This is a genomic window from Streptomyces sp. NPDC087859, assembly GCF_044742595.1.
Lineage (GTDB): Bacteria > Actinomycetota > Actinomycetes > Streptomycetales > Streptomycetaceae > Streptomyces > Streptomyces canus_F.
This window is the reverse complement of sequence record NZ_JBIUUU010000037.1, coordinates 42,343-56,193: the sequence shown is the minus strand read 5'-3', so window position 1 is coordinate 56,193 and position 13,851 is coordinate 42,343. Positions and strand designations below refer to the sequence as shown.

Genomic DNA, 13,851 nt, shown 5'->3' with positions numbered 1-13,851 from the left:
CATCAACGCGGCGCGCAACATCCTGGCCGCCGGGCTGGCGGCGTCTGCCTGTGGAGACGGTGTAAGACCTCAACGGGAATCCTCCCGGACGGGGCGGTCGTCGGTGAAGCAGGAACCCCAGCGGGCGACCGCTGGAATCCCCCGCCTTTAGGCGGGGGAGGAAGTCAACGTCCCGGCAGGCTCCCACGAAACGGTGTACGACGACATGCCCGCATACGGCCTCGCTGCCGCGACGGGTGTCGTGCCGGTCGGCCGCCGCGGGGATACGGCGGCCCAGCGGCTGAGTGCGGCGAAGGAGTAGGCGTCCGTCCCGCGAGGAACTGAACCGCCTTGAGCTACAGGGAAATCACGAGGAATGGCCAGGCGCGGATCGACAAGCAAAAGCGCAGACAGCCGAAGCCTGAACGAACAGCACCAGCGCCGACGCCTGCTGTTCACGTTCAACTCCACCACTCCAGCAACATGGTGGGGAGTTTCAGAGGTAAGGGAGTGATCTGTCCGAGCGGCATCCGCCAGGGCTGGTCGGCGCAGTCTTGGTCCGTGGGGCCCATCGAAGCCCCAGCAAGCCTGGAAGATCATGCGGACGTGATGTGGGCGGATCACACGCCGTTGCGAACCGCCCGCGGCACACGCCCTACCAGGGCATGCAGCGCTCTGGCCGGAACGATCACCGCAGTGGGGTGATGGCTGAGTGTCTACATCGGCGGATGTCACGCGGGCCAACTTCGAGTGTGGCTCTCCTGTAGGGACGGGGGAGAAACTGCCCGCCGCAGCTTCGGGATCGCGAGCTTGAGGTCGCCAGCCGGCGTGGTCCCTGATCTTCACACTCCCCTCGGCCTCGATCAGTTCCTGCGGCAGCCGCTCGGCCACCTCGCGGACGAGTTCAAGACCATCTGCCGAACGTAATGACTACAGTTGAGTAGGGAATTTCACCAGCCGACGGGTGTACGCCAGGAGGCGGGACCCGCGCACTCAACCGTGGAAATCCCTTACGCCGCTCGGCGGCAACGCCGTTGCACTGCGTGGGTGTTGGTCCCGCTGGAACTGGTACTTGCGGGATGTCTTGTAGTAGCGGTGCTTCAATTAACGCCGCCGCATACCGAGAGACCGGCGCCCTCCAATTGACGTGGAGTGGACCGTTCCGGGGACCGCGATCCAGTGTTTGCAAACTCCGCCTGGGCAGAGGGTTGCTGTGCGCACGCGTCGGCGGTCTGCTCGCCGAACTCCACAGCTGAGTGCGACCGCACGGATGCCGCCGCCCGCGCGTTCAGTCGACGTCAAGTGTCCATTCCGTGCCCGTCATTAGCTTTGGCTCGTCACCCAACGAGCCAAGGAGGCACCAGCGATGCCTACGCGCGTCAATCGGCAGACAGTCGACCTCACTCCGTATCCCGACCTCGTGGTCGTCTACCTCGGTATGCGAGTCAATCGGCTTTACGGCCTACGCACCTTGGCCGGCTACGGCCCGCAGATCGGTCGATCCGGGAAAGACCAGCCGGAAGGCCTGCTGTCGCACGAGTCGCTGCTGTGGTCGCTGTTCCCCATGCACGTCGGCATCCGCCAGTACTGGCGCGACCTGCCTTCGCTCTTGTCATGGGCGCGGTCCGAACCGCACCGGCGCTGGTGGCGAGATTTCCTGCGTGACAGCGGCGGCACCGGCTTCTGGCACGAAACGTACCTGATCCGCGGCGGTATGGAGGCGGTGTATGACGACATCCCGAGCCGTCGGGGCTTCGCCTCCTTCGCCCCCGTGCGGCCGGCGCGTGGCCACCTGTTCGGCTCGGCCACGCGAGTCGGACGTCCTGAAGAAGCCGCCGCACCGGTGGTCAGCGAGGAAGAGCTCTACACGCCCGACGCCCAGCCGGAACCCACCGACGGAACGGCTTGATATAGCGTCGGCTCGGCGTCCGGAACGTCTCCGGTGTGCGCCTCGGAAGTCACTCTCGCCGGACGGGAGCGAAACGATAAGCTTCCAGCGATGGCCGTTCCGGAGGCGAGAGGTACCGCGGTGGCAGTCCCGGTAGTCGCCTCTGGCGGTGAGGATCAGCCGGCCGGCCGATCTTCGCCATATCTGCAGATCTTGGGCCCGGTACGGATCTGGCGCGACGGTGTCGAACTGGATGCCGGGCCACCACAACAGGCATACCTCCTGGCGCTGCTGCTGGCCCGCGCCGGCCAGCCAACCAGCACGAGCGAGCTGATCGACCTGATCTGGGGCGATGACGTACCCAACAGCGCGCTCAACATCATCCACAAATACGTCGGCGCGTTGCGGCGACTGCTCGAACCCGCGATCCCCGCCCGTGAAACCGGCTCCTACCTGCAGCGCCGCGGCAACGCCTATCTGTTCTCCGCCGCCCCCGGCGCCCTGGACCTCCTCACCTTCCGAGAACTCGTTGCGACCGCCAATGAGGCCATGGCACAGCAACGCCAGGAAACGGCGCTCGACCGCTATGTCGAAGCGCTCGGTCTCTGGCGGGGTCGGGCGGGCGACGGGTTCACCCACAGGTCGACCGCACTGCCGATCTTCACCGGTCTCGACGACGAGTTCCACACCGCGTGCACCGAAGCGGCCAAGCTGGCCGTGTCGTTGCGCCGACCGGCATCGGTGCTGTCGGCGCTGCAACTCGCCGCATCGACCTCGCCGTTCCACGAACCCGTCCACGCCGGTCTCATCACCAGCCTGGGGGCCGCGGGACGCCGGGCCGAGGCGCTGTCGGCGTACCACAGGGTCCGCGCCTGCCTCGCCGACGAACTCGGCATCGATCCCGGTCCGGAAATACGGGCCGCACACCTGCAAGTGCTGACGCAGCCCCAGACCTCGCCGCCCGTGGCGAGTACGGCCGGCGCTTCGGCGCGGAAGGAAGCCGGCCTCGTCGGCAGGGTCGGGGAACTCGCCGTACTGCGCCAAGCCGTCGAGAAGGCTTTCACCGGCGGTGCGGCGCTCGGCATCGTCCAAGGGGAGCCGGGCGTGGGCAAGACCCGGCTATTGCAGGAGATCGCTGCAGAAGCGAGTCGGCGTGGCGCGCTGGTCGTTTGGGGTTCGTGCCTGGAAGGCGACGGAACACCGTCGATGTGGCCCTGGGAACAGACACTCCGCCCGATTCTCGACAGCCTGCCCGCACCGTTGCGGGAGAAGTGGCTCGCCAGCGAGCTCGGCGCACTCCTCCAATCTCCAGACGACTACGCCACCGGGTCGGCGATTCCCGACAGCCGTGCACAGTTCCGCCTGTTCGAGCAGGTCGTCACCGTCGTCGGGCAGGCCTCGGCGCAACAGCCCATGCTGCTGATCGTCGATGACCTGCAGTGGGCCGACGCCGCCTCACTGCAGTTGTTCGGCCACCTGACGGCCCGGCCGCCCACCGGCACGGTGATCATCGGAGCGCTACGTGATCGCGCACCCGCACCCGCACCCGGCTCCAGCCTGTCGCGGGTCCTGGCCACGGCCGGCCGGCTGCCCGGCCACCGCAGGATCCGGCTCGGCCCGCTCGGCCTGACCGACGTGACCGAGCTCATCCGCCGCGAAACTGGCCGCGAGCCCGGCGCCGAAGTCGCCCGCGGCATCCATGCTCGCACCGCCGGCAATCCGTTCTTCGTCCAGGAGCTGTCCCGGCTGCTCAGCGAGGGCGGTTCGCTCGGCGACGGCGGCGCATCCGCACCAGCCGGCGTGCCGGCCACCGTGCGAGACGTCGTCCGTGATCGGATGACCGGCCTCGACGACAGCGCTCACGGCCTGCTGCGCACCGCCGCGGTCATCGGCCGCGACGTGGACCTCGGCCTGCTCGCCCGCACGATGGGCGTCGAGATCGCGGAGTGCCTCGAGCGCCTCGAACCGCTGCAAGAACTCGGTCTCCTGGAGGCCAAGCCGCAAGACCCGTTCTCGTGGCACTTCGCGCACGACCTGATCCGCGAGTCGATCACCGAGACCACCGCGCGGCAGCAGGCCGTCCAGCTGCATCTGTGTGTCGCCGACGCCCTCGAACCCATCCACGCCGACGACGAGTCCGTCGCCGAACGCCTCGCCTACCACCTGTGGGCCGCCGGCCCCCTGGCCGACCCGGGTCGCACCGCGAAGGCACTGGCACGCGCCGGTCGCCGCGCGGCGACCAAGCTCGCGTTCGCGGCCGCCTATCGGAACCTGGAATCGGCCATCCAGATCGCCCGGACAGCAGGGCTGCAGGAGATCGAGCTGTCCGTCCTGGCGCTGCTCAACCTCCTCGCCGTCGAGCCTCCGGGAATGGGCGGCTCGACGTACGATCTGCTGGAACGGGGCGCATACTTGGCCCGCAGACTCGGCCGCGAGACGGCCGAGGCCGAGTTTCTCTTCTATCGGATGACCGGGGCCTACGTCTCCACCGAGAAAGACCGTGGGATGTGGGCTCGCCGGCTGCATGAGCAAGGCCAGGCATCCGCGGACCCGAAAATCCAGGCGTACGGCCGGCAGGCCTGGGGCCTGTACCACTGGGATATCGGCGACATCGGCGCGGCGTATCAGTGTTTCAGCTGGCTGGGCCGTACCACTGCGGACGACGTTGCCTCGCTGCTCGCGAACTCGGCCGACCCGCACCCGGGACCGGCTCAAGAAAGTCTGTACCACCTTGCCGACCAGGTCGGGGGTGTCCCGATTCGACGCCGTGACGACCGCGGACGCTGGCGGATCCCCGATGAGTGGATCGGCTATTTGGGGGTCATTACCTCGCTGCATGGCGATGTCGAGACGGGGCGGTCCCTGCTCGGCACGGTGTACCAGGCCGAGGGGGACCTCTTCGAGATGTCGGGCTGGACCCGTTACCAGACCATGGCCGCCTCGATGGCCGGTGACGCGGACTGGGCGATGCAAGCGACCGAACGGTGGGTCGCGGCCAGCGCCGACCTTCCCGGCGTCGCCCAGGAAACCTATATACGGCTGGACTGGTACTGGGCCCGTGCCCTCACCGGCGATGACCCGGCCGGCGCCGCGGCCAAGGCCGAACAGCTCCTGGCCGCGACCCTGGCCGACCCGCCGAGATGGGGCCTCGCCTACTGGTACGGACTGGTCGCCGAGATGTGGCTGGCAGCCGAGCTGCCCGACCGGGCCGCTTCCGCCCTCGACCAGGCCGACCAGGCCATCAAAGCCCACGGCCAACGCTACGCCGAAGGGCTTCTCCTGCTACTGCGCGCGCGCCTGCTGCAGGCCCGCGGCGAACCCGTCGATGTCGTGCGAGCCGCCGCCGACGAAGCCCGCACCCGATCCGGCGAACGCGGGGCCCACCTCTTCGCTCGCCGCGCCGCGAGGTTCCTGGCCGATCTCGACCAGAATCCCGGAGCCCCATTCATACGCCACTCTCATGAACCTTCGTAGGTTGATGAGTCCGGTGACGGCGACGAGGAGCTCGGGGAACTTCTCGATCGGTGCGCGGTAGCGTCCGCCTCCTCGCTCAGGATCCGCCAGGACTTCACGTAGGCGGCGCGTTCGACGGCCGCGCGGACACTGGAGAGTAGGGCGTTGTCCCGCTTGTGGTTCTCCGAAGGTCGCGGCCGGGTAGGCGCTTGTACGGCACGAGGTCGACGCCGACGTAGCCGAGGTCTTTCAGGCCCGAGGCGGCGTAGGCGTGCGCGTCGTGGCGCGCCCCGGGTATCGGCACCGGTCCAACCGCGACGAGATCGCCATCCATCGAGCAGGCGATCTGCACATTCATGCCGTCGTACCCGGCCTTGACCGAGTACAGGTCGTTGTGGTGGTTCCAGTCCCAGGTGGGGCAGACGGTGCCGTCGATCAGGGCGGTACCGGCCCGGACTATCGCACGAGGCTCGGCACCAGGTCCGCGAGCCTCGGCGATCAGCGGCCTCAGCAGGCCCCAGCGTCGGGAGACGGTGGCCTGGGAGACGCTGAAGAACCCTGCGGCCACCGCCTGCACGGGGTGGCGGCGCAGCAGATGGAGCACGAGGACGGGACCTCCGGGACACACTCAATGGCTTCGACACCATGCGAACTACCAGAGGTCCCGCGTGTTGACAGGGCGCACACACCCTTAACGCACCGGGGTTGCATACAACGGGACACCACCATCGACAACCGCACACGACGTCAGCGGACATGGCCCTCAGGATCAGCGATGACGCGGCGGGCTTCCAGGACCTGCTGCGTCTGCTCGCCGAGCACGGTGACAGCCCGGACGATCGGATCCCGATTGCGATCGAGACCTCCCGGGGACTCCTGGTTGCCTGCTTGCGGGCCTCCGGACGCCGGGTCTATGCCATCAATCCGATGGCTGTCGCCCAATGCCGTGACCGGCACGCTGTCTCCCGGAAGAAGTCCGACCACCAGGACGCCGTCGTCCTGGCGAACATCCTGCGCACGGACACCGAGTTCCATCGCCCGCTGCCATGCGACTCTGACCTGGTCAGGGCGATTGCCGTCCTGGCGCGGGCTCAGCAGGACGCGGTCTGGGACCGCACACGCGCCCACAACCGGCTCCGATCACACCTGTGCGAGTACTACCCCGCGATCGTCGAGGCGTTCGCAGCAAAGCGCGAACGGCTGCTGTCCCGGGAGGCCCGTACGATCCTGGCGGTCGCGCCTACTCCGGCCGAGGCCGCACGGCTGACCCGCGGACGGCTGCGGAATGCCGTCACCAGAGCCGGACGCCAACGCCGCATCGAGGCCGAGACCGACCGGTTGCTTGAAGTCTTCCGCCGGACCTGGCTCCGCCGGCCTGCCCTGGTCGAGAAAGCGATGGGCCGCCAGACACTTGCCCTCCTTGCCCAACTCGACGCAGCCTGCCAGGCATGCGATGACCTCGCATCCCACACCGAAGAGCTGTTCCTGCAACATCCCGACGCGGAGATCATCACGAGCTTCCCTGGCCTGGCCACGCTCACCGGCGCGCGGATTCTCGCCGAGATCGGCGACGACCGTGCCCGGTTCAGCCGCGCCGGCAATCTGAAGGCCTACGCGGGAAGCGCACCCGTGACCCGCGAGTCCGGCAAGAGCCGCCACGTCACCCACCGCCGGATCAAGAACAGCCGGCTGGCCGCGACCGGCCGGCACTGGGCCTTCGCGGCGCTGACCGCCTCACCCGGCGCACATGCCCACTACAACCGGCGCCGGGACACCGGCGACCGCTACCACGCCGCGCTCCGCAACCTCTTCAACCGCATGCTCGGTCAACTCCACCACTGCCTGACGAACCGCCAGACGTTCGACGAAGCCATCGCCTTCAGCACCCCCGCATCAGCCCAGCTCGCGGCAGCTGCTTGACCAACAGCTGCATGGGGTGTCTTGTCCGCCGCGACGCTGTCGGGCTTCTTGCGGGGGCTGCCCGGCCCGAGTTTGGGGACGCGATGTCCGGCGTCCGACATCAGCGTGGAGATGCCGGAGCCGTCGATGCCGTCCCTACGAGCCAGCTCCACTGGCAAGGGCTGCCGCGTGTAGGAAAGAACGCGACCCGCTGCACGCGGGCCAGCCAGTCTGACGGCCCTCGTCAGACCAGGCAAAACTCGTTACCTTCCGGGTCTGCCATCACCACGTGATCCGGCCTGCCCTGCAACTCGTCCTCGCGGACCACGGTCGCGCCCGCAGCAGTCAACCGCTCCACCGCTTCGACCACGCGCGGCCAGCGCACCTCCCACGGTGTTTCGCGGCCGCCACCGACTTGCACGTCAATGTGCAGCCGGTTCTTTACCACCTTCGGCTCCGGCACCTTCAAGAAGGACAAGGTGGGGCCTGCGCCGTCCGGATCCGAGAGGTACGCCCCGTCATCCCACTCGTCCTCCGGAACCTCATGATGTGAGAACCACTCCTCCCAGCTCCCGAACCCTGCGGGCGCGGGCTTCTCCGCATAGCCCAGCGCCAGCGCCCAGAACGCGGCCAGCTTCCCCGGGTACGCGCAGTCGATCGTCAAGCTCCACTTGGTCGCCATGAGCCCTCCCCAGTCGGAGAAACGGACACTACCGCGCTCCGACACCTCCTTGCCCCCGCCTCGTGCATACCCCGCGGCTTGACGAACGGCATTACGTAGTCCCGCGATTGGCCTCCCGGACGGCCCTGGGCTCGTTGAGCCGTCGTCGGCTCCGCACGGTCCCGGCCGAACCGCAGATACCGAAGCCATTCCTCAGCAGTGACTCTGACCTATCGGCGGCTGCTCGTATCGCCGTACGGCTTCAGCAGCTCCAGCCGAGTCTCACAGTCCGGATGCGGGGCCAGAACTTTCGCGAACCTATGCGGTGTGGTTCTCCCGCCGGCAGCGCCCTGATCCGGTCGTTCCTGATGCTGTAGCCGCTGGATCACGTCGGACAGGACCGGTCCGAAGCCGAGTGAAGCGGCGAACTGGTCAGCGTTCAACTCGGCGCGACGTCCAACGGCCGCCAGGAAGTACGGCATTGCGAGCATCAGCACCGGCAGCCCGTAGAGAACCAGGAGCGCGCACCAGGCGAGGCTTGCGAAGAGGAGGACGACAGCGGTGATGCCGACCAGGCCGAACACACGGGCAACCGCGAACAGGGCGGTCGCGAGTGTGCGAAGAATGAACCACACCATGCGTCCGGGGAGGGCGTACCAGTAGGCGAGCAGCGACGACCAGGCAGACCCGCCGACCTGGTGGCCCAGCTCGTGGGCCAGGATCGCGGCCAGCTCGGCGTCGTTGAGCTGGTGGAGGGCGGCGCGGGTGACGCCGAGGATGTGGCCGCCCGCGGAGACGGCGGTCAGCCCGTTGCTGTCCTCCATCCACAGCGTGTAGGTCCTCTCCTTCAGGCCGGCCCGAGCAGCGACTTCCCGCCACACCGGCTCCAGGCGGGCCCGTTCGAGTGGGGTGGGATGACGCATCCGCAGCACGTACCGTGCGATGAGGTCTTCGGTAGCCCGGTGAAACATCAGCACGCCACTGGCCAGCCACGCCACAACCGCCACCACGGAGAACCGGCCGAGGAGCGAAGCAAGCAGGACGACCACGAAGAAGCTGCACAGGAGGTTCGGCACCCGAACGAGCAGCAGCCCCATCGTCGTGAAGTCCGGGCGATGGCGGCCTGTCGGCTCCGGGCGGATCCGGTAGAGCGAGAAGCCCAGGGCCATGGTGCTCGCAGCACCGGCCACCGCGAGCCACGGAACGAGCCCGCCCCAGTGCAGCAGCCCTCCCTGATCGGGCAGCCGGCGCCAGTCGCGGGACGCGGCGCTGATGAACCGGAGCCCGGCAGTGGCTCCCAAGCACATCAGCACGCCTGCCACCGCCGCGGTCGTGACCAGGGTGGCCCTCAGTATCTGCACGGCCCGCGCGATATGAACGGCGACGGTACCCGGGCGCTTGCCCATGGCCTCCGCGACCTCGGCCTGAGTGAACGCCAGCGCCTTCGCCGCGTAGACCGCCATCCGCTGTTGCGGGGGCAGCTTGGCCAAGGCGCGCTGCACATCGCAGATCTCGACGACCATCTCCTCGACGCCCACGACCGCGGCGGGCGCCTCCAACAGGGCTGTCCGCTCAGCGCGTTGGGCCCGCGCCTCGTACTCCTTGAGCTGATTCTTGATCACCTTGTACAGGTACGCCCGCGGCTGGCTGATCCGTCCCGGATCCCGACAGGCCTTCGCGAACGCGTGCTGGACGATGTCCTCGGCTTCCTCGTGCCAGTCCGCGACCCCGGCCGCGCGCAGCCACTTGCGGGCGTAGCCCACCATCTCGCCGTAGTAGCAAGCGAACACGGCTTCGAGATCAACGGTCTGCTCGTTGTCAGACATTGGTCCCCCGCCCTGTCCCCGTACCACTCTCGCCGCCTTGACCGAGCTTGGCCCGCACCACTTCGGCCTCCCCGCTAGCACGGGTGCGCTGGGCCACCGCTCGGTTGCGGTCAGCCGCACTCCGCACCAGGTCCACCACACTCGGCAACAGCACGCCCAGCACTACCAGCACCATCGACATGAGATCCATCTCGCCCGTCCCCTCTGGATCCGGCCTCGTTCCCGTCCTGGAAACGGCCGTCACACCTGAAGAGGGATGAGTCCTGTGTTCTCTTTACTCGACTTGCGAAGCAGTTGGGGCATCATCGCGTCAGGAGGCTCCTACGCAAGCTCCGATGCTCCACCGCCCTCGTCCAAGATGTCCAAACGACAGCCACCCTCCCTTCGCAGCACTGTGGACCGGAGCGGGGCATCGGCTCCGGTCAGACCGCTGCTGCGGCACCCTGGGATGCGGCTGCCTCGGGATCGGCGCCCGCCGTGATGAAGGCAGCGGCCGACGCTTCCCAGGCGGCACGGACCTCGCTTCGGTCATGCCCGTCCCAAGCCAGCGCTGTCGCGAGGCCCGCGAATGCCTCGCCCTCCTCGTATGGGGCGTTCGTTCTCCGGAACAAGCCGATGGCATGTCGATGGGCCTGTGCCGCCTCGTCATACGCCCCTGATGCGGCAAGTGAGGCGCCGAGGTCGTTCCAGGTCGTACCCTCGCCGTACTGGTCCTCGGTCTCCTGGCAGATGGCGATGTCACGCATGTGGGCTTCGATGGCCTCGTCGAACCTTCCTACGCCTGTGTAAGCGATGCCGAGCCCGTTCCATGCGGCGCCTTCACGTGACCGGTCCTCCGCCTGCAGGCACAGAGCCAAGTCGCGCAGATGTGCCTCGATGGCCTCGGGGAAGTTTCCGGCTGCGGAGTGTGCGACGCCGATGTTGCACCATGCCGCCGCCTCGCCCAACAGGTCATTCGCTTCCTGACACATGCGCAGGGATTTTCGGTGCGCGTCCAGCGCTGTCTCGAATTCACCCAGGCCCGTGAGAGCCCTGCCGAGGTTGTCCCATGCGCAGGACACACCGTGCGCGTCATCGAACTCCTCGTAGATCGCGCGGACTTCGCGGTGCGTCGCGGCTGCTTCCTCGTATCGTCTCGTCTCGCGGAACACGACACCTAGATCAGTCAGCACGCCGGCTTCGGCGAATCTGTCCTCGGTCGCCACGAAGAGCGCCAGGGCCTCCTCCAGCGCGTCGACCGCCTCGTCGAACCTGCGGACTTCAGTGAGCACGGTGCCGAGGCACTGCCACGCCGCCGCCTCACCGCGCCGGTCGCCGAGGGACCGGCAGATGTCCAGGTCCCGCTCGTGGCCGCGGAGGGCCTCGTCGAAGCGTCTTAGGTGGCGCATCACATTGCCGAGGTTGTGCCATGCCTTGCCTTCCCCGCTCAGGTCGTTGATCTCCTGGCAGATCGCCAGGTCCCGCCGGTGCACGTCGGCCGCTTCTGCGTATGCGCCCAGTTCGAGCAGGGCACAGCCGAGGTTGCTCAGCGCCACGCCTTCGAGTTCCCGGTCCTTGATCTCCTGGCTGATGATCAGACCCTGCCGGTGGGCCTCTGCCGCCTCCTGGAACCGTCGTGCTCCGTCGAGGGCGGCGCCGAGACGGATCCAGGCCGTGGCCTGGTCTCTCCGGACCAGGAGAACGCGTGCGGAAGCGAGCGCGGTGGTGGCTGCAGCCACCCAGTCGTCGATGAAGCGGCCCCGTTCGAGGTACTCGGCAAGCAGCGGCGGCAGACGGCGGGCCAGGTCGTGGTGACCGAGCAGGTGGGCCGCTTCGACGGTGGCCAGGAGATTGGCCCGTTCGGCGTCCAACCAGTCCAGCGCCTGCCGTTCTCCGGCGAAGACCTGCGGCACGGGTTGTCCGAGGAATGCTGTGAGGTGCTCGTCGGCGGCTTTCACGGTGGCGACACGATGGTCGAACAGCAGGCGCTGAACTCGGCGGTACACGTCAGTTGTCGTGGAGTACCGGTCGGCCAGTTCCTGAGCGTAGGCACGGATGAGGTCGAGCATGTGCCACCGATCCCTCACCACACCACGAACGAGGAGATGCGCTCGGGTCAGGGCAGCCAGCAGTGCGCCCGTCTCCCGCTCGTCGCGCTCCAGGAGAAGCGCGGCATCGGCGGTGGAGATGTCAGGTCCGGGGTTCAGCGCCAGTCGACGGAAGGAATCGGCCTGGGGTCCGGTCAACGACTGGAAGGACAGATCCAACGAGGAGCGCAGAGCGCGCTCGCCATCGTCCAAGAGATCCAGGGGGCTGGTGGTACGAGCCAGTTCGGCGGCCAGCTCGCCGAAGTGCTGTTGCGGGTCGTCGATGAGCAGAGCCGCGGCGATCTGCAGAGCCAGGGGCAGATGCCCACACAGGCGTGCGACAGCCAGGGCATCCGCTTCCTGAAGAACGGCGCGCGTGTCGGCCGGATCGGCGATCCGCAGAGCGGTGTCGAGCAGCCGCAGGGCGCCGCAGGGAGCGAGGACATCGAGGTCCAACAGGCGGGCGCCCAGAGTCGGCAGGGTGTGCCGGGACGTCACGAGGAGCCGGTGTGAGTCGTTGCCCGGCAGGAGGGGGCGGACCTGCTGAGGCGTGGAGGCATTGTCAGCGATGACCAGCACGGTCGAGCCACTGACGGCCAGGGTCTCGAGCTGGGAACGGTATAGGGAGGCGCGTTCCTCCAGCGTGGGTGGGATGTGCGCGTCCTCGACGCCCAGGGAGCGCAGCAGCGCGTCCAGGGCCTGGGCCGGCAGGACCGGAGCCGTGTCGTACCCGCGCAGGTCGATAAAGAGGAAGGCGTCGACGTACCCCAGCTGCGCGGCGACGTGGCCGGCGGCCACGACGAGTGACGTCTTTCCGACGCCCGCGGTGCCTGCCACCGCTGCGACCACCCCTGCACCGGTTTCGAGTATGCCGTCGTGAGCGGGGGCGGCCCTCGCGCCGCTGACGGCGCAAACCTGGCGGGGTCCGGCGCCGACGGTCGGCCGGAGCAGATCCATCAGGACGGTGAGTTCCTCGTCGCGGCCCGTGAATCCTGCCGGTTTCGGGGGCAGGGAGGCCAGCGCCGTCGGAGCGGGTCCGTAGGGGTGGATCTCCAAGTGGATCGTGGCCCTGTCGCCCGTCGAGACGATCCCTAGGTTGTCGCCGCCGATGGCGACCGCACCCTGTCCCGAGGCAGTGACAGGGGCAGACCGTGAACCGGCGGTCGGTGCGGCGGGCCTGGAACGGCGGGCATCGGAGTCACGGTTCTCAGCGCGCTCCGGTACGGGGGCTGGGGCCTCGCTCAAGAGGGTGTCAAGGCGTCGTCGCCGGTCGACGCGATGCCGTCCAGGTCGGCTCCGATCACAAGAACGCGGTCGCCAGCCGCGCTGACCGGGCCCGGTGTCGGTGAACCGCCCGATGGAGTCGGAGCCGCCGGGCCCGCAGCAGGAGCACTCAGCGCGGCGTCGTCCCCGGTGGAGAGGACAGCCCGCACTCCGCCGATGCCGATGGGCCGTTCACCCGATGCGGCGACACCGGGCCCGACAGCGGCCGCGGGTACAACTTCAGCCCACATCCACACGCGCCTCGATCCGTTCACCCATCCATGATGGCCCGACTCGCATCGATCGGCGCTGAGTTCAGACAGAATGCCGGTCGACGAACAGGGGGCGAACCAACATGCGGACCGCAGATGCGGCGGCCGGCACAGCGTAGGGCCGGTCGGCGGCGATCCGGTCGATCGGGAGCATGGTGCCGTCCAGGATCACGTAACGCCTTCGTGCGAGCCGTCACCATCGCCTTGTCGAGCGTCGGTGCGAACGCGGCCATGACGTCGACCGCTTCGCGGATGTAGCGGTACGCGGTGGCGATCCCGATGCCGAACCCGGCCGCGAGCTGCGCGTACGTGTCGCCGCAGCGAAGGTGGGCCAGGGCTAGCAGGGCCTGGCGCCCCGGAGTCAGCCGCCGCCACCGACTCCCGATCTCCCGGCGTCGTGCGGCCGGCTCCCGGCTCAGGTGGCGCAGGCGCGCGGTGGACAGATGTATCGCCGACGGGTAGACAAGCACACGGAGCTCCTGGAACGACAGTTGATCTTGGTCGACAATTCGTCTACCAGGAGCTTCGCCGTTCCGCAGAACCG

The 13,851-nt window shown here is 68.2% G+C and carries 7 protein-coding genes and 3 pseudogenes; 5 read left to right on the top strand and 5 right to left on the bottom strand.

Annotation, left to right across the window (positions count from 1 at the left end; genetic code table 11):
- The 4 genes and pseudogenes from ACIOHP_RS49165 to ACIOHP_RS49150 all read left to right on the top strand — a co-directional run.
- Positions 1–151, top strand: a pseudogene (locus tag ACIOHP_RS49165) (RNA-guided endonuclease TnpB family protein); the annotation flags it as partial.
- Positions 152–169: 18 nt separating this feature from the next.
- Positions 170–301, top strand: a pseudogene (locus ACIOHP_RS49160) (DUF4188 domain-containing protein); the annotation flags it as partial.
- A 1,044-nt stretch (positions 302–1,345) separates the two neighbouring features.
- A complete protein-coding gene (locus ACIOHP_RS49155; RefSeq protein WP_401898254.1) occupies positions 1,346–1,888 on the top strand; it encodes a monooxygenase family protein in 543 nt (180 codons plus the stop codon).
- A gap of 90 nt (positions 1,889–1,978) precedes the next feature.
- Positions 1,979–5,341, top strand: a complete 3,363-nt coding sequence (locus tag ACIOHP_RS49150) for a BTAD domain-containing putative transcriptional regulator (protein ID WP_401898253.1) — start codon at positions 1,979–1,981, stop codon at positions 5,339–5,341.
- Between the two features lie 94 nt (positions 5,342–5,435).
- Here the strand turns inward: ACIOHP_RS49150 and ACIOHP_RS49145 are convergent, their stop codons facing one another.
- Positions 5,436–5,924, bottom strand: a complete 489-nt coding sequence (locus ACIOHP_RS49145; RefSeq protein WP_401898251.1) for a hypothetical protein — start codon at positions 5,922–5,924, stop codon at positions 5,436–5,438.
- Positions 5,925–6,025: 101 nt separating this feature from the next.
- On the opposite strand from ACIOHP_RS49145, the gene ACIOHP_RS49140 reads away from it, so the two are divergent.
- Positions 6,026–7,240, top strand: coding sequence for an IS110 family transposase (locus ACIOHP_RS49140; protein ID WP_401898249.1), 1,215 nt, complete (start codon positions 6,026–6,028; stop codon positions 7,238–7,240).
- A 223-nt stretch (positions 7,241–7,463) separates the two neighbouring features.
- Here ACIOHP_RS49140 and ACIOHP_RS49135 read toward each other — a convergent pair whose 3' ends face one another.
- The 4 genes and pseudogenes from ACIOHP_RS49135 to ACIOHP_RS49120 all read right to left on the bottom strand — a co-directional run.
- Complete coding sequence (locus ACIOHP_RS49135; RefSeq protein ID WP_037744795.1) at positions 7,464–7,901, bottom strand: VOC family protein; 438 nt, start codon at positions 7,899–7,901, stop codon at positions 7,464–7,466.
- A 209-nt stretch (positions 7,902–8,110) separates the two neighbouring features.
- The gene (locus tag ACIOHP_RS49130) at positions 8,111–9,706 is read right to left on the bottom strand and encodes a sigma-70 family RNA polymerase sigma factor (protein WP_401898246.1); all 1,596 of its coding nucleotides are present in this window, start codon (positions 9,704–9,706) and stop codon (positions 8,111–8,113) included.
- A gap of 422 nt (positions 9,707–10,128) precedes the next feature.
- Positions 10,129–12,828, bottom strand: a complete 2,700-nt coding sequence (locus tag ACIOHP_RS49125) for a tetratricopeptide repeat protein (RefSeq protein ID WP_401898245.1) — start codon at positions 12,826–12,828, stop codon at positions 10,129–10,131.
- A 594-nt stretch (positions 12,829–13,422) separates the two neighbouring features.
- Positions 13,423–13,777, bottom strand: a pseudogene (locus ACIOHP_RS49120) (transposase family protein); the annotation flags it as partial.
- Positions 13,778–13,851: the final 74 nt, after the last annotated feature.